Consider the following 15718-nt stretch of genomic DNA (forward strand, 5'->3'; position numbering starts at 1 on the left):
GATGAAGCGCAGCGCCACCGTCACGGTCCTTTTCCTGCTCGCATCCTCCGCATTCGCCCAGAGCGTGCCGCAGGAGGGGCCGATCACCTGCGCTTCGCCGGTTGCCCCTGACGATACCGAGCGGAGCCTGAAGCAGCGCTACGGCAAGGACGCCGTGGTGCAGGAGCTGCCCGGCGCCGAGGGCGAACGATACAAAGGCGTCGTGCTGTTCCCGAAGGCGAGTGACCGCCGCATCGAGGTCGCCTTCACCGACGACAAGGCCGGGCGCGCCTCCGGCCTGACCTTGCGCGACGCCAAGACCAGCCGTTGGACCGTTGCCGGCGTCACGATCGGATCGAGCCTTGCCGACGTGCAGAAGGCGAACGGCAAGCCGTTCCTCGTCAGCGGCTTCGAATGGGACTATGGCGGCTTCGTCATCGACTGGAAGGGCGGGGCGCTGAGCCGGCCGCTGCAAGGCGGCTGCACCGTGTCGATCCGCTTCGGCGGCAAGACCGGGGCGCCGAGGTCGCTGTCCGGCGATGGCGTGAAAGCAGCGTCCGATCATGCGGCGCTGGTGAAATGGGCGCCGGTGGTGACCGCAATCGGGGTGAATTTTCCGGACAAGTGACGAGGCGCGCTGGTGTGTAGGGCGGATTAGCCGAAGGCGTAATCCGCCATCTTGTCTTGATCGGGCAGCTTCAAAGCCCCGAGACGTACAGTCCGGATTATTTCCGGAGGACTGGGGAAGAGACGGCAGCACGGATGGCGACTTTGGAGAGCGCGTGAGCGTCACCAGCAGTCGGCGGATTACGCCCTCGGCTGATCCGCCCTATGTAAACCAATCAGTAGGAATTGGTCCGCCCTGATTTTTGCGGCTCTGATTTGTTCTTTGAGAACAAAGTAGAGTCGGATGTGGAACGAAAGCGGATGACTCGACGGCGCCTCACATCGTCCGCTCCATCCGTCGCGCGCGATAGGCCTGCGGTGACATCAAGGTGAGCTTGCGGAACGCCTTGCGAAAGCTGCTCTCGTCCTCATAGCCGGTCGTGCGCGCGATCGCCTTGATCGGCTGCGTCGTCGTCTCCAGCAGCGTGCGCGCGTGCTCGACGCGGCGGCGCATGATGAAGGCCTGCGGCGGCTCGTGCGTGAGCTCCCGAAATTTCCGGTTCAGCGTGCGCTCGCTGAGACCGAGTGCGCCGGCAAGGCGCTTGACCGTCATCGCGCTCTTGCCGGTGCGGCGAACCAGGAGGTCGGCCCTGGTCAGCAGCGGGTCCTGCGAGAGCAGATAGCCGACCGGCATGAAGATCGACTGGGTGCGCTGCGCGGTGTCGATGACGGCGTAGTCCGCGCATAATCTTGCGGTCTCCTTGCCCTCGACCATCTCGATCAGCCTGAGCAGGAGGTCGACCCATGACATCGGGCCGGCTGCGCAGACGATGCGATCCGCGACGGTGACGACGGCATCCGGGGCGAGGTCGATGCAGGGATGACGCTGCCGCAGCTCGCCCTGCAGCCACCAGGTGATGGTGGCGCGGCGGTTGTCGAGCAGACCGGCGCCGGCCAGCAGGAACACGCCGCTGCAGAACGCGCCGATCAGGCGGCCGTTCGCGTGCTGCTGCCGGAGCCAGGCGCCGGCGCGGTCATATTGCGGCTGCAGGCGCTCGGCGGTGACATGATCGACGAGATTGCCGGGGACGAGGATCGCGTCGAAGCGAGTGCGTTGCCCGATCCCGCCATCGACCGCGACCATCCGGCCGCCGCCGGCGCACACGGGCTTGCCGTCGAGCGAAAGCGTCTGCCAGCTGAAGTCGGATTTTGCGCCGCTCTGCTGCATGACGTGATTGGCGAGCGACAGGATGTCGGCGACGCCGGCGATCGCCGAATGCATGCAGCCTTCCAGTGCCAGAATTGCGAGCTTCATGGGACCCCCCTGGCGTTGATGCCGCGATCCTAGCCGATCGGGTCCGCGAGCGCCTGGCGGAAATTGCCTGATCTCTGTCTTATCCGCCACTGCCCTGCGAAGAGTGTCCGGTCCAATCTGCCGCCGTCGTCACCCGACATGATTGGAGAGAGACATGCCTTACGTCACCATTTCCACCGTCCGCGGCATTCTGGATGCCGCGCAGAAGAAGACGCTGCTCGAACGCGTCACCGACCTCCTGGTCGAGGTCGAAGGGCAGGGCAGCCCGGATTTCCGCCGCAACGTCTGGGTCAGGATCGAGGAGCAGGAGCCCACACACTGGTCGCTCGGCGGCATGCAGCAGACAGCTGAGATCATCGCGAGCACGTTCGGCGCGATCGGGACGGACGGGGTGCGGATCGCGCGGCGCTAGCAGCACGGAATGCGTGGGCGGATCAGCTCAAGGCATGGTCCGCCCGCCACCGCCCCGTGCTCAACCGATCTACGGGGCGGTTTCCATTGCATCGCACAATCAGGACAGGGGCCTGCACCAGCACACGGCTGCATTGAGGTTCGAGAGGCGAACACCATATGCTCTGCAAGGGAGCCCTGCCGTGCAGACCATGAAGGCGGCCCTCGTTGCGGCGATTGGCGTCGTTGCTTTGATCTGCTGCCTCCTTCCCAGCTCAGCGGAGGAGAAGAGCCGCCTTGCACTGATTGTGTCGATCGAAGGGGCCATTGGCCCTGCGTCGGCCAGTTACGTGAAGGAGGCCTTGGCCAAGGCAAGCGAACGGCGCGCCGAGGTCGTGCTTCTGAGAATCAACACGCCCGGCGGTCTCAATTCCAGCATGCGCGAGATCATTGCGGATGTGCTGGCCTCGCCCGTTCCTGTCGTCGGTTACGTCGCTCCCTCCGGCGCCCACGCGGCGAGCGCGGGGACCTATATCCTTTATGCGACCCACATCGCGGCGATGGCGCCAGGCACCAATATCGGTGCGGCAACGCCGGTGCAGATTGGCGGACCGCTGCCGGGGCTGCCGAGCGGTACACCGGACAACGGCGGCAAGGACAAGAAGGACGGGGACCAGCAGAGCGAGCCCAAGGATCAGTTCAAGGATGCGATGACGGCAAAGGTGACCAATGACGCGGTTGCCTTCATCCGCAGCCTTGCGGAGCTGCGTGGCCGCAATGCGGACTGGGCGGAGAAGGCGGTCCGCGAGGCCGCCACTCTCTCTGCCAACGGCGCGCTGCAGTCCCATGCCATCGAACTCGTCGCGCGCGATCAGCCTGAATTGCTGAGGCAGCTCGATGGCCGCGTGGTCGAGGTTGCAGGCGGCAAGACGCAACGTCTTGCGACGAAGGATGCGGTCGTCGAAGCCATCGACCCCGGATGGATATCCCGCTTCCTGGCGGTCATCACCGATCCGAATGTGGCGTTCATTCTCCTGATGGTCGGCATCTACGGCCTGATCTTCGAGTTCATGTCTCCCGGAGCCGTCGCCCCCGGCGTGGTCGGCGCGATCTGCCTGCTGATCGGTCTCTATGCGCTCAATTTGCTGCCGATCAACTATGCCGGCCTTGCCCTGATGCTGGTCGGCATCGTGCTTCTCACCGTCGAAGCCTTCAATCCGACCGTGGTGATCGGTCTCGGGGGGATCATCGCTTTTGTGCTGGGAGCGCTGATGCTCTTCAGGGTCGAGGCGCCCGGTTACCACCTGTCATGGTGGGTGATCGGCATCACGGCAGCCGTGTTCGCCGGCTTTGCTCTGGTCGTGCTTGGTTCGCTTCGGCGTGCCGCCCGGGCTCCGGAACGGGTCGGCGCGCAGGCGATGCGAGGCTTGCCCGCCGAGGTTCTCGACTGGAGTGGGAGCGAAGGTCACGTCTTCGCCCATGGCGAGCGCTGGCAGGCGCGCGGGGCCGAAACGTTCAAGCCCGGAGAGACGGTCGAAGTCGCGAACGTCGTCGACCTGACGCTGCTGATACGGCGCGCACCGGCCAGGACCGGTGAGGGAGGTACATCATGATGCTGGAATACCTGACTTATGCGGCGCTTCTGCTGCTTGTCATCATGTTTCTATCCCAGGCTATTCGAATCCTGCGCGAATACGAGCGTGGCGTCATCTTCACGCTCGGCCGTTTTACCGGCGTGAAGGGCCCGGGCCTCATCATCCTCATTCCGGTCGTGCAGCAACTCGTCAAGGTCGACCTCCGGGTGATGGTGCAGGTCGTGCCGCCGCAGGACGTGATTTCGCGGGACAACGTGTCCGTAAAGGTCAACGCCGTTCTGTACTTCCGCATCGTCGACCCCGAACGGGCCATCATCAAGGTCGGCGATTACATGGCCGCCACCAGTCAGCTCGCGCAGACAACGTTGCGCTCGGTGCTCGGCAAGCACGAGCTCGACGAGATGCTGGCCGAGCGCGACAGGTTGAACGCCGACATCCAGGAGATCCTCGACAAGCAGACCGACGTCTGGGGCATCAAGGTGACCGGCATCGAGATCAAGGACGTCGATATCAACGAAACCATGGTGCGCGCGATTGCCAAACAGGCCGAGGCGGAGCGGTTGCGGCGTGCCAAGGTGATCAATGCGATGGGCGAGCAGCAGGCTGCCGAAAAGCTCGTCGAGGCCGGCCGGATTCTCGCGCAGGAGCCTCAGGCGATGCAGCTGCGTTACTTCGCGGCCCTGCACGATATCGCGGGCGAACGGTCTTCGACCGTGGTCTTTCCGCTGCCGACGGGCTTGCTCGACCATTTTATGCCGCGGCGGGACAATCCTTAGCCATAAGCATTGAGAGGACCATCTTCGGCCTCATTGGGCGTATCGAATATCGCTCCCAACTTGAACGGGAGGAGAATTCGATGACGAAGCATGCCGCCAGACCCGCAATCCACCGCCGAAATCGGCCATCGATCCTCGCCGTTCCGCTGATCGCCTTCGCACTTTGGTCGTGGGGGATCGCCGCGGCGCAGGCCGCGGAATCGGGCAAGGACGCGATGGCTGCCGGCCTGCCGCGCATTCTCGTGCTCGCGACCGGCGGCACCATCGCAGGCCAGGCCGACGCGCGTGCGACCGGCGCGTACAAATCCGGCCAGATCACGGGCGAGCAGCTGATGCAATCGGTGCCGGGGCTGGACAAGCTCGCGAAGCTGAACGCCGAGCAGATTTCGTCGATCGGATCCCAGGACATGAACGACAAGGTCTGGTTTGCGCTGGCCCGTCGTATCCAGGAGGCCTTCGACAAGAACGAGGCGGATGCAGTCGTCATCACCCACGGCACCGATACGCTGGAGGAGACCGCGTTCTTTCTCGACAACGTGGTGCGGGGCGACAAGCCGGTGGTGATCGTCGGCTCGATGCGGCCGGCGACGGCCGTCAGCGCCGATGGCCCCGGCAATCTCTACGAAGCGGTGCAGGTGGCGGCCGACCCGCGCTCGCGTGGGCGCGGCGTGATGGCGGTGCTGAACGACAAGATCCAGGGCGCGCGCTCGGTCACCAAGACCAACACCACCAGCATCGAGACGTTCGGCTCGGCCAACGACGGGCCGGTCGGCTATGTCGACACCGCCGGCGGCATTCGCTTCATGACGCAGGCTCAAGGTCTCAAGCGCGCGACCTATCAGCTCCCGGCCGGCGAGCAATTGCCGCGCGTCGCGATCGTGTACTCGCACGCCAACATGGACGCCGTTCCGATCGAGGATGCCATTGCGCACGGCGCCAAGGGCATCGTGCTGGCCGGCGTCGGCGACGGCAACACCTCGAAGGCGGCGCTCGATGCGCTCGAAGCGGCGGCGAAGAAGGGCGTCATCGTGGTTCGCTCGACGCGGGTTCGATCGGGCTTCGTGACGCGGAACGTCGAGGTCGACGACGACAAGAACGGGTTCGTCGTGTCCGAGGACCTCAATCCGCAGAAGGCGCGGGTGCTCACGCAATTGCTGATAGCGGGCGGCGTGACGGGGGCGGCCGAGCTGCAGAAGGCTTTTACGGCGACCTGGTAGCGGGCCGAGCAGGATGGGTAGAGCGCAGCGAAACCCATCGGTTTTCCACGGAACGAGATGATGGGTTTCGCAAGGGCTCTACCCATCTTACGCCTCAAAACAAAAAGGCGCCCCGGAGGGCGCCTTTCGCGTGTCGTGTCTTTCCGGGCCGCTTTAGCCCGAATAGTACATTTCGAACTCGACCGGATGCGGGGTCATTTCGAAGCGGGCGACTTCGGTCATCTTCAGCTCGATATAGGCGTCGATGAAGTCGTCGTCGAACACGCCGCCGGCCTTGAGGAAGCCGCGGTCCTTGTCGAGGTTTTCCAGCGCCTCGCGGAGCGAGCCGCACACGGTCGGGATCTGCTTCAGCTCTTCCTTCGGCAGATCGTAGAGGTCCTTGTCCATCGCCGGACCCGGATCGATCTTGTTCTTGATGCCGTCGAGGCCGGCCATCAGCATCGCGGCGAAGCCGAGATAGGGGTTGGCCATGGGATCGGGGAAGCGCACCTCGACGCGCTTGGCCTTCGGCGAAGCGGTGTAGGGGATGCGGCAGGAGGCCGAGCGGTTGCGCGCGGAGTAGGCGAGCAGCACGGGGGCCTCATAGCCCGGGACCAGACGCTTGTAGGAGTTGGTCGACGGGTTGGTGAAGGCGTTGATCGCCTTGGCGTGCTTGATGATGCCGCCGATGTAGTGCAGGCAGGTCTCCGACAGGTCGGCGTATTTGTTGCCGGCGAACACCGGCTTGCCGTCCTTCCAGATCGACTGGTGCACGTGCATGCCCGAGCCGTTGTCGCCGAAGATCGGCTTCGGCATGAAGGTGGCGGTCTTGCCGTAGATGTGCGCGACCTGGTGGATGCAGTACTTGTAGATCTGCATGTGGTCGGCCATCAGCGTCAGCGTGTCGAACTTCATGCCGAGCTCGTGCTGGGCGGAAGCGACCTCGTGGTGATGCTTCTCGACCTTGACGCCCATCTTGGCCATGGCGCCCAGCATCTCCGAGCGCATGTCCTGCACCGAGTCCTGCGGCGGGACGGGGAAGTAGCCGCCCTTGGTGCGGATGCGGTGGCCGAGATTGCCGCCTTCATATTCGGTGTCGGAGTTGGTCGGCAGCTCCGAGGAGTCGAGGCGGAAACCGGTCTTGTAGGGCTCGGCCGAATAGCGCACGTCGTCGAACACGAAGAACTCGGCCTCGGGGCCGACGAACACGCTGTCGCCCACGCCCATCGACTTCACCATGGCCTCGGCCTTCTTGGCGATGCCGCGGGGGTCGCGGTTGTAGGGCTCACCGGTGGTCGGCTCGAGCACGTCGCAGGTGATGACCATGGTGGTCTCGGCGAAGAACGGGTCGATCGTCGCGGTGACCGGATCGGGCATCAGGCACATGTCTGACTCGTTGATCGCCTTCCAGCCGGCGATCGAGGAGCCGTCGAACATCGTTCCTTCGGCGAAGATGTCATCGTCGATCATGCTGACGTCGAACGTCACATGCTGCCACTTGCCGCGCGGATCGGTGAAGCGCAGGTCGACGTACTTGACGTCGTTGTCCTTGATCGATTTCAGGACGTCTTTGGCGGTCTTCATGCATACCCCTTTTGGCTCTGCGGGTCGGTTTCCAGATGAGCAAAATTATTCTCGCTCGGGCGAGTTTTGCGCGACCGCACAAACGAAATCAGGCCGCCGAAGCAGCCTTCTTTCTAGTCGGAGTGTCGCAAAATTCGGGATAGCACCCGGCTCAGATAGCGTCCAGCCCGGATTCGCCGGTTCGGATGCGGATCGCCTCTTCGATGTTGGAGACGAAGATCTTACCATCGCCAATGCGACCGGTTTGCGCGGCGCGGCGGATCGCGTCGATGGCGCGCTCGACCAGATCGTCGCCGATCACGATCTCGATCTTCACCTTGGGCAGGAAGTCGACGATGTATTCTGCGCCGCGGTAGAGCTCGGCGTGCCCCTTCTGCCGGCCAAAGCCCTTGGCTTCGGTGACTGTGATGCCCTGAAGGCCGACTTCCTGAAGCGCTTCCTTCACCTCGTCGAGCTTGAATGGCTTGATGATGGCTTCGATTTTCTTCACTGCGCGCCTCCCGGCCTTTCGATCAAATAGCAACGTCTTCGTCAGGATGCGCTTTTCTTAACGCACGATCTTGTCTTCGCAATGCCGGGATCCCTGACCAGTCCGGCAACAACGGCCGGCCACACTCTGATAAATGCCAGTGAGCACGACGAACCGAAGCGGCTTCCTCGAAAGCAGGGTCTATGCCAAGTTGCAAATGCCCTGATTATTGGAGCGTTATCAGCCTTTTAACGAGCATCTCTGAGTAGTGGTGCCGACCTGCCCAAAATACCGAAGACTACGAAATAGGCAAACGGTTCAATATGTGTGCAGATCGACGTTCTCCAGGGTGGGGCGGCACGGAACGTGCCTGTTGAAAAGGCGTTTGGACCAGGGAAGTGGCATGGAAGTTCTGACCACCGCTGAAATGCAGCGCGCCGACCAGCTCACCATCGCGGCCGGCACGCCCGGTTTCAAGCTGATGCTGAGCGCAGGCCAGGCGGTCACCGAGGCCGCCCAGGCGCTGGTGGAGGAGGGGCCGATCCTGATCGTGGCCGGCCCCGGCAACAATGGCGGTGATGGTTTTGTCGCAGCCGCCGAGCTCGCCGCGCAGGGGCGGGAGGTCTCGGTCATCCTGATGTGCGAGCGCGACCAGCTCCAGGGCGATGCGGCCTCCGCGGCGCGCGGCTGGAAGCAGCCGGTGCTCCCGTTCAATCCACAGGCGATCGGACGGCCGGCGCTGATCATCGATGCGCTGTTCGGCGCAGGCCTCAGCCGCCCCGTCGATGGCGAGGCGCGCGCGATGATCGAGGCGATCAACGCCAACGGCGCCCCCGTGCTCGCGGTCGACCTACCGAGCGGCATCAACGGCACCAGCGCGGCGGTGATGGGCGCGGCGGTGAACGCCACCGAAACCGTCACCTTCTTCCGCAAGAAGCCGGCGCATCTCTTGCTGCCCGGCCGGATGCATTGCGGCCGCGTGCGCGTCGCCGACATCGGCATCGACGCGCAGGTGCTCGACGAGATCGCGCCGCAGACGTTCGAGGACGATCCGGATGTCTGGGGCGCCGCGTTCCCGGTGCCGCGCATCGACGGTCACAAATACGCGCGGGGGCATGTGCTGGCGGTCTCCGGCGATGCGGCGGCGACCGGCGCTGCACGGCTCGCCGCGCGCGGGGCGCTGCGCGCCGGTGCGGGCCTTGTGACGCTGGCGAGCCCGCGCGATGCGCTCGCGATCAACGCGGCCGCGCTCACGGCGGTCATGGTTCGCCCCGTCGACACCGTCGTCGAGTTCGGCGAGCTGCTCGGCGACAAGCGCTACAACACCTGCATGATCGGCCCCGGCGCGGGCATCGGTGAGCGCACCTGCGATCTCGTTCACACCGTGCTCGGCGCGCAGCGTCGTCTGGTGCTCGATGCCGATGCCCTGACGAGCTTTGCCGCAACCCCCGAGCGCCTGTTCGAATCGATCAAGGCCTCCCAGGACAATGCGGTGGTGCTGACCCCGCACGAGGGCGAGTTTCCGCGCCTGTTCTCCGACCTCAGCAACAAATTTCCGGGCCGCTCCAAGCTGGAGCGCGTGCGCGATGCCGCCGAGCGCTCCGGCGCCGTCGTGCTCCTGAAGGGACCCGACACCACGATCGCCGCCCCCGATGGCCGCGCCACCATCGCCGCCAACGCGCCGCCCTGGCTCGCCACCGCCGGCGCCGGCGACGTGCTCGCCGGCATCATCGCGGGGCTGCTGGCCCAAGGCGTGCCGGCGTTCGAGGCCGCCAGCATCGGCGTCTGGATGCATGGCGAGGCGGGACGCGAAGCCGGGCCGGGCCTGATCGCGGAGGATCTCACCGAGACGCTGCCGGCCGTGCACCGGCGGATCTATGATGCGCTCGGGGTGGAGTACTGAGCTGTGCTACGTCGGGTAGGATGGGTAGAGCGCAGCGAAACCCATCATCCCAAATCCCGGTACCGTGGCGATGGGTTTCGCTGCGCTCTACCCATCCTACAAAAACTCACTCCACCCCATACCAGCGCTCCAGCCGCGGCGCGGCCCAGTCCGTGACAACGGATTCGATCAGCCATTGTCCGGATGCGGTCGCCGCGAAGGCGATGCGCTGGGTCTGGCCGGGCTCGATCGCGAGCGTGTCGAGCCAGTAGGGCTTCCAGCCGTCGTCGAGCTTGTCGAGCAGGCGGAAGTGGTGGCCGTGGAGGTGGAAGACGGTCGTCACCGGGCCTGTGTTCTTGAGGGCGAGCACGACGGTGCGGCCGGGCTTGGCGCGGAAGGCCGGGGCGGAGGATCTGGAGAAGTCGGCACACCGTGCCCATCCAGCATCGGCTGCGCCGAGCGCGACATCGAACCGCAGGGCGCCTCGGAGATCGAGCTTGTCGGGCAGGTCGTTGGAAGGGAGCGGCTGCGGCGGCAACAGCGGCGCGCGGCGCTCCAGTCTGCCGGAGACCGCAAGCGAGCCGATCTGGTGCGCCTCCTTGCCGTCATGGAGCAGAATTGGGGCCGAGCTGGCTGCATCCACAATGGCATCGGCACGCCCGCCCGGGGCCAGGACCAGAGCGCCATTGCGCGCCGGGAACGGTTCGGCTGGTTGTCCGTCCAGGGCCATCACCCGGACGTCGTGGTTCTCCAATTTGATCGCCAGAACAGTGCGTTGGGAGCCGTTGATAAAGCGCAGCCGCAAACGTTCACCAGCTGCAGCTGAGAGTTCAAATGAAGTCTGTCCGTTAAGCGTATAGAGCGGCGTCGCGTCCTTTGGGGCACGTCCCGGGGGGAGTGCGGTGCCATCCGGCCGCAGCCGCCACTCCTCGATCAGCAGGACCTCGTCGCGATCGACGGCGCCAGCGTTTGCCTCCTGCGCGATGACCGGAAGCGGGCGCGCAGGCCGCGTCAGGACGTCCTCGAAGAGGCGGAAGTCCGCCAGCAGGGTTCCCGCGCTTGGTATTGAAATAATTGAGGTTTCAGTCGCGCCCGGCGGGGCGGGCGCGCGCCCGCGCAGCGGGTCGGCCGCGGCCGGGCCATTGAGGCCGTACCAGGCTGGGGCAAGTGGGACAGGCAGGTCGTTGCGAAACACCACCTCGCAGCGGTCGCCTCGCTTGAGACGGACGTTTCCGATGTGGCTTATGGCGGCCAGCTCCCAGATTGGTGTGGGTGGCTGACCCGGCCTCAGAGCCAGGGTTTGCGGCCTTGCCTGAAGGGAAAGCTGGGCGGTCAGGGCCGGCGCGGCACCGCTGGCGACCAGCCCGGCCGCCGAGGCGCCAAGCCCGGTGCCAAGCCCGGCGGCGAGGCCGGCCAAAAGCTCACGTCGGGTCGGGTCGAAGATCCGCGTTTTCATGGGCCGATCCCGACCACGCCACGCTGGATAAGTCCAGCCATCGTGCCTACGTAAAGCCTGCCTCCATCGGGCCATTTTTTTGCTGCGAACAGTCAGGCACATGTTATAAGCCCGGCCGCCCGCGGCATCGCGGCCGGTCTAGATGCAAATTTACGCGGGCGTGGCGGAACTGGTAGACGCGCTGGATTTAGGTTCCAGTGACGAAAGTTGTGGGGGTTCGAGTCCCTCCGCCCGCACCAAGCGCTTATCGCGTTTGCACGGATTACGAGACCTGCTTTCGCGCGGATGTTTGTCCGCCGGGAGCCGGTTCGATGAAGCACCGGCGTTGAGGCGTTTGCCTCGCGCCGGATCGATTAATGACAGCGTCCCGACGCATGCGCGCCGGGACCGAACGGGAAGAAGATTGGACGCCATGCAGGTCACAGAAACCCTCTCGGAAGGTTTGAAGCACGAGTTCAAGATCAGCGTTCCCGCGTCTGATCTCGACGCCAAGGCCGGCGCCAAGCTCGTCGACCTCAAGGACAAGGTCCGCATCAACGGCTTCCGCCCCGGCAAGGTACCGGTCACTCACCTGAAGAAGGTCTACGGCCGCTCGGTGATGGCCGAGACTATCGACCAGACCATCCGCGACACCAACACGCAGCTGTTCTCCGAGCGCGGCTTCCGCCTTGCGACCGAGCCGAAGATCACCATGCCGAGCGAGCAGGCCGAGGTCGAGGAGCTGCTGAGCGGCAAGACCGATCTGACCTACACGGTCGCGATCGAGGTGGTGCCGGCGATCGCGCTCGCCGACTTCAAGACCTTCCAGGTCGAGAAGCCCGTGGCCGACGTCACCGATTCCGACGTCGACGAGGCGATCAAGCGCATCGCCGATACCAACCGCGGCTATGCCGCGAAGGCCGAGGGCGCCAAGGCCGAGTCCGGCGACCGCGTCACCATCAACTTCAAGGGCTCCATCAACGGCGAAGTCTTCGAGGGCGGCACCGGCGAAGGCATCCAGGTCGTGATCGGCTCCAACACCTTCATCCCCGGCTTCGAGGAGCAGCTCACCGGTATCGGCGCCGGCGAGACCCGCACGCTGAAGGTGTCGTTCCCGAAGAACTACATGAACGACAAGCTCGCCGGCCAGCCGGCCGAGTTCGAGACCACCGCGACCTCGATCGAGGCGCCGCAGGACATCGCGATCGACGACGAGTTCGCCAAGACGCTTGGCCTGGAATCGCTGGACAAGCTCAAGGAAGCCGCGCGCGAGCGTCTGAACGTCGAGTTCGCCGGCGCGACGCGCCAGCGCGTCAAGCGCGCGCTGCTCGACCGCCTCGACGAAGCCCATCGCTTCGAGGCGCCGCCCTCGCTGGTCGACGAGGAGTTCAATCTGATGTGGAACTCGGTCAAGGCCGAGATGGATTCCGCCGGCAAGACCTTTGCCGACGAGGACACCACTGAGGACGCCGCCAAGGAAGAGTACCGCAAGATCGCCGACCGCCGCGTGCGGCTCGGGCTCGTGCTCTCCGAGATCGGCGAGAAGAACAAGATCACCGTGACCGACGACGAGGTCGGCCGCGCCGTGATCGAGCGCGCCCGCTCGATGCCCGGCCGCGAGAAGGAAGTCTGGGACTATTACCGCAGCAACGCCCAGGCGTTGGCCCAGCTCCGTGCACCGATCTATGAGGACAAGGTCGTCGACTTCATCCTCGAGCTCGCCAACGTGACCGAGAAGAAGGTCTCGCGCGAGGACCTCTACAAGGACGACGAAGCCGAAAAGACCGCTGCCTGAAGAGCTTGAGGCAGTCATCTATTAAGGATGATCAGCGAAGAGGCCCAGCTAGCCAGATGGCCGGCTGGGCCTCTTTGTGCGAATCAGCTTCAACTGCCCGACGGATTAAGCCTTAATGCGCTCCGCACTTGTCAGAAGCGAATTGGGCTATATCTGTCGGTACGCCTTTCTATCTCTACCAAGTTCCTGCATCACAGGACGTCCATCGGCCTTCGGCAGATCCAGCCCAAACTGGCAGTCAAGACTGGCGATGTCCGCCTCTTAAAAACCCTAGGTGACTCATGCGCGATCCGGTTGAAACCTACATGAACCTCGTGCCCATGGTGGTCGAGCAGACCAACCGTGGCGAGCGCGCCTACGACATCTTCTCGCGCCTCTTGAAGGAGCGCATCATCTTCCTGACCGGTCCGGTCGAGGACGGCATGTCGACGCTGGTCGTCGCACAGTTGTTGTTCCTTGAGGCGGAAAATCCGAAGAAGGAAATCTCGATGTACATCAACTCGCCGGGCGGCGTGGTGACCTCGGGCCTTGCGATCTACGACACCATGCAGTTCATCCGCCCGCCGGTCTCGACGCTGTGCACGGGGCAGGCCGCCTCGATGGGCTCGCTGCTGCTCGCCGCCGGCGAGAAGGACATGCGCTTCTCGCTGCCGAACGCGCGCATCATGGTGCATCAACCCTCCGGCGGCTTCCAGGGCCAGGCCACCGACATCATGCTGCACGCGCAGGAAATCCTGAACCTGAAGAAGCGGCTCAACGAGATCTACGTCAAGCACACCGGCCAGACTTACAAGTCGATCGAGGACGCGCTGGAGCGCGACAAGTTCCTGACCGCGAACGACGCCAAGGAGTTTGGCCTGGTCGACAGGGTCATCGACAAGCGCGCCGAGGAACCGGCGGCGGCGAAGACCCCGTAGCACTACTGGGGCTGCGGCGATCCCTTGTTAGGCCCTTGGGCAACTCCTTGGGATCGCTTGTTACCATCAGGTGGCGTTCACGCTATGGACGCGTGCGCGCGTCGCAAAACGGTGTTTTGCGCCCTGCGACAAGCAGAAGGTTCCGCTTTCGTGCTTGTTTTTCGTGGCAATCCAGCAACGCCGGGGTGATTTCGATCACTTCGCCCGTGCCAAGACCGGAAATCACGGTATTGTCACGGGTAGCCGGCGAGCCCCGATTAGCGAATTCTTGATAGTCGGGTGACAGCATGGTTGGCTACGAATGATCGGCTATGATCGCGGAGAATCGAGTGACCGTGATTCGCACGGGATGTAACGCGTAGGGTCTTTTTTGGTACGGAATTTGCTCTACTTAAGCTTCATGCCGACCATCGTGTCGGAATGGAGCGATCGAGCGGAACGGGATCGAACCGCGGACGGAGACATGAATGAGTAAGGTCGGCACGAGCGACTCCAAGAACACGCTATATTGCTCGTTCTGCGGCAAGAGCCAGCACGAAGTCCGCAAACTGATCGCGGGTCCCACGGTCTTCATCTGCGACGAGTGCGTCGAGCTCTGCATGGACATCATCCGCGAGGAAAACAAATCCTCGCTGGTCAAGTCGCGCGACGGCATTCCGACGCCGAAGGAAATCTGCAAGGTCCTGGACGACTACGTGATCGGCCAGAGCCATGCGAAGAAGGTCCTGTCGGTCGCGGTGCACAATCACTACAAGCGCCTCAACCACCAGACCAAGCACAACGACGTCGAGCTCGCGAAGTCGAACATCCTGCTGATCGGTCCGACCGGCTCGGGCAAGACGCTGCTCGCGCAGACGCTCGCCCGCATCCTGGACGTGCCGTTCACCATGGCCGATGCGACGACGCTGACCGAGGCCGGCTATGTCGGTGAGGACGTCGAGAACATCATCCTGAAGCTGCTCCAGGCCGCCGACTACAATGTCGAGCGCGCCCAGCGCGGCATCGTCTACATCGACGAAATCGACAAGATCAGCCGCAAGTCCGACAACCCCTCGATCACGCGCGACGTGTCGGGTGAGGGCGTGCAGCAGGCGCTCTTGAAGATCATGGAGGGCACGGTGGCTTCGGTCCCGCCGCAGGGCGGCCGCAAGCATCCGCAGCAGGAGTTCCTGCAAGTGGATACCACCAACATCCTGTTCATCTGCGGCGGTGCGTTCGCCGGCCTCGAGAAGATCATCTCGGCGCGGGGACGGTCGACCTCGATCGGTTTCGCCGCCCAGGTGATGGCGCCGGAAGACCGCCGGACCGGCGAGATCTTCCGTCACGTCGAGCCTGAGGACCTCCTCAAGTACGGCCTCATTCCCGAGTTCGTCGGCCGTCTGCCGGTCGTGGCGACGCTCGAGGACCTCGATGAGGCCTCGCTGAAGAAGATCCTCACCGAGCCGAAGAACGCGCTGGTGAAACAGTACCAGCGGCTGTTCGAGATGGAGAACATCGAGCTGACCTTCGCCGACGAGGCGCTTGGCGCGGTTGCCCGCAAGGCGATCGAGCGCAAGACCGGCGCGCGCGGGCTGCGTTCGATCCTCGAGGCGATCCTGCTCGAGACCATGTTCGATCTGCCGGGCCTGGAAGGTGTGGAAGAGGTCGTGATTTCGCGCGAAGTCGTGGAAGGAACGGCGCGTCCGCTCTACATCTACGCCGATCGGTCCGATCGCGCCGTCGAGAACGCCAGCGCCTGATCTTTCGGCGCTGGAACGCTCCAATTGTATCCCCAAAGTG

At 64.2% G+C, this 15718-nt stretch carries 14 protein-coding genes and 1 tRNA gene; 10 read left to right on the top strand and 5 right to left on the bottom strand.

What is annotated here, in order from left to right:
* Position 1 precedes the first annotated feature (1 nt).
* The gene (locus tag CV770_RS15020) at positions 2-607 is read left to right on the top strand and encodes a hypothetical protein (protein ID WP_104462884.1); all 606 of its coding nucleotides are present in this window, start codon (positions 2-4) and stop codon (positions 605-607) included.
* 315 nt (positions 608-922) lie between these two features.
* On the opposite strand, the gene CV770_RS15025 is transcribed toward CV770_RS15020, so the two are convergent.
* Positions 923-1900 (bottom strand): GlxA family transcriptional regulator, encoded by a 978-nt coding sequence (locus CV770_RS15025; RefSeq protein WP_091965266.1) that lies wholly within the window; start codon positions 1898-1900, stop codon positions 923-925.
* A gap of 154 nt (positions 1901-2054) precedes the next feature.
* Between CV770_RS15025 and CV770_RS15030 the strand changes: the two genes are divergently transcribed.
* From CV770_RS15030 to CV770_RS15045, 4 genes are all read left to right on the top strand, one after another.
* Positions 2055-2312 carry a tautomerase family protein gene (locus CV770_RS15030; RefSeq protein ID WP_091965267.1) on the top strand — a complete coding sequence of 86 codons (258 nt, stop codon included), beginning with the start codon at positions 2055-2057 and terminating at the stop codon, positions 2310-2312.
* Between the two features lie 181 nt (positions 2313-2493).
* Positions 2494-3903 carry an NfeD family protein gene (locus CV770_RS15035; protein WP_104462885.1) on the top strand — a complete coding sequence of 470 codons (1410 nt, stop codon included), beginning with the start codon at positions 2494-2496 and terminating at the stop codon, positions 3901-3903.
* Positions 3900-4661, top strand: coding sequence for a slipin family protein (locus CV770_RS15040; RefSeq protein ID WP_018320108.1), 762 nt, complete (start codon positions 3900-3902; stop codon positions 4659-4661). Before CV770_RS15035 ends, CV770_RS15040 begins: the two co-directional genes overlap by 4 nt.
* Before the next feature lie 80 nt (positions 4662-4741).
* Positions 4742-5878, top strand: a complete 1137-nt coding sequence (locus CV770_RS15045; RefSeq protein ID WP_104462886.1) for an asparaginase — start codon at positions 4742-4744, stop codon at positions 5876-5878.
* A 153-nt stretch (positions 5879-6031) separates the two neighbouring features.
* Here CV770_RS15045 and glnA read toward each other — a convergent pair whose 3' ends face one another.
* Entirely contained in the window at positions 6032-7441 is a 1410-nt protein-coding gene (gene glnA / locus CV770_RS15050) for a type I glutamate--ammonia ligase (RefSeq protein WP_018320110.1), read from the bottom strand.
* Positions 7442-7592: 151 nt separating this feature from the next.
* Positions 7593-7931 (bottom strand): P-II family nitrogen regulator, encoded by a 339-nt coding sequence (locus CV770_RS15055; protein WP_007603495.1) that lies wholly within the window; start codon positions 7929-7931, stop codon positions 7593-7595.
* A 382-nt stretch (positions 7932-8313) separates the two neighbouring features.
* On the opposite strand from CV770_RS15055, the gene CV770_RS15060 reads away from it, so the two are divergent.
* The gene (locus tag CV770_RS15060) at positions 8314-9813 is read left to right on the top strand and encodes an NAD(P)H-hydrate dehydratase (RefSeq protein ID WP_091965270.1); all 1500 of its coding nucleotides are present in this window, start codon (positions 8314-8316) and stop codon (positions 9811-9813) included.
* Positions 9814-9919: 106 nt separating this feature from the next.
* Here CV770_RS15060 and CV770_RS15065 read toward each other — a convergent pair whose 3' ends face one another.
* Positions 9920-11248 (bottom strand): multicopper oxidase family protein, encoded by a 1329-nt coding sequence (locus CV770_RS15065; RefSeq protein ID WP_104462887.1) that lies wholly within the window; start codon positions 11246-11248, stop codon positions 9920-9922.
* Between the two features lie 154 nt (positions 11249-11402).
* Between CV770_RS15065 and CV770_RS15070 the strand changes: the two genes are divergently transcribed.
* The 3 genes from CV770_RS15070 to CV770_RS15080 all read left to right on the top strand — a co-directional run bounded on the left by CV770_RS15070 (position 11403) and on the right by CV770_RS15080 (position 13939).
* Positions 11403-11487 (top strand) — tRNA-Leu (locus CV770_RS15070).
* Between the two features lie 173 nt (positions 11488-11660).
* Positions 11661-13022 carry a trigger factor gene (gene tig, locus CV770_RS15075; RefSeq protein ID WP_104462888.1) on the top strand — a complete coding sequence of 454 codons (1362 nt, stop codon included), beginning with the start codon at positions 11661-11663 and terminating at the stop codon, positions 13020-13022.
* Between the two features lie 281 nt (positions 13023-13303).
* On the top strand, positions 13304-13939 hold the full coding sequence (locus CV770_RS15080) for an ATP-dependent Clp protease proteolytic subunit (RefSeq protein WP_091965273.1): 636 nt from the start codon (positions 13304-13306) through the stop codon (positions 13937-13939).
* A gap of 82 nt (positions 13940-14021) precedes the next feature.
* Here the strand turns inward: CV770_RS15080 and CV770_RS41620 are convergent, their stop codons facing one another.
* Positions 14022-14228, bottom strand: coding sequence for a hypothetical protein (locus tag CV770_RS41620; protein ID WP_129590989.1), 207 nt, complete (start codon positions 14226-14228; stop codon positions 14022-14024).
* A gap of 178 nt (positions 14229-14406) precedes the next feature.
* On the opposite strand from CV770_RS41620, the gene clpX reads away from it, so the two are divergent.
* The gene (clpX, locus tag CV770_RS15085) at positions 14407-15678 is read left to right on the top strand and encodes an ATP-dependent Clp protease ATP-binding subunit ClpX (RefSeq protein WP_091965274.1); all 1272 of its coding nucleotides are present in this window, start codon (positions 14407-14409) and stop codon (positions 15676-15678) included.
* Positions 15679-15718 lie beyond the last annotated feature (40 nt).

The sequence above is a fragment of the Bradyrhizobium sp. AC87j1 genome (assembly GCF_002936975.1).
Lineage (GTDB): Bacteria > Pseudomonadota > Alphaproteobacteria > Rhizobiales > Xanthobacteraceae > Bradyrhizobium > Bradyrhizobium shewense.

Bases quoted from the DNA above. Each gene is read 5' to 3' on its own strand.
- CV770_RS15020 (WP_104462884.1), top strand. From the start codon at position 2: ATGAAGCGCAGCGCCACCGTCACGGTCCTTTTCCTGCTCGCATCCTCC.
- CV770_RS15025 (WP_091965266.1), bottom strand. From the start codon at position 1,900: ATGAAGCTCGCAATTCTGGCACTGGAAGGCTGCATGCATTCGGCGATC.
- CV770_RS15030 (WP_091965267.1), top strand. From the start codon at position 2,055: ATGCCTTACGTCACCATTTCCACCGTCCGCGGCATTCTGGATGCCGCG.
- CV770_RS15040 (WP_018320108.1), top strand. From the start codon at position 3,900: ATGATGCTGGAATACCTGACTTATGCGGCGCTTCTGCTGCTTGTCATC.
- CV770_RS15045 (WP_104462886.1), top strand. From the start codon at position 4,742: ATGACGAAGCATGCCGCCAGACCCGCAATCCACCGCCGAAATCGGCCA.
- glnA (WP_018320110.1), bottom strand. From the start codon at position 7,441: ATGAAGACCGCCAAAGACGTCCTGAAATCGATCAAGGACAACGACGTC.
- CV770_RS15060 (WP_091965270.1), top strand. From the start codon at position 8,314: ATGGAAGTTCTGACCACCGCTGAAATGCAGCGCGCCGACCAGCTCACC.
- CV770_RS15065 (WP_104462887.1), bottom strand. From the start codon at position 11,248: ATGAAAACGCGGATCTTCGACCCGACCCGACGTGAGCTTTTGGCCGGC.
- tig (WP_104462888.1), top strand. From the start codon at position 11,661: ATGCAGGTCACAGAAACCCTCTCGGAAGGTTTGAAGCACGAGTTCAAG.
- CV770_RS15080 (WP_091965273.1), top strand. From the start codon at position 13,304: ATGCGCGATCCGGTTGAAACCTACATGAACCTCGTGCCCATGGTGGTC.
- CV770_RS41620 (WP_129590989.1), bottom strand. From the start codon at position 14,228: ATGCTGTCACCCGACTATCAAGAATTCGCTAATCGGGGCTCGCCGGCT.
- clpX (WP_091965274.1), top strand. From the start codon at position 14,407: ATGAGTAAGGTCGGCACGAGCGACTCCAAGAACACGCTATATTGCTCG.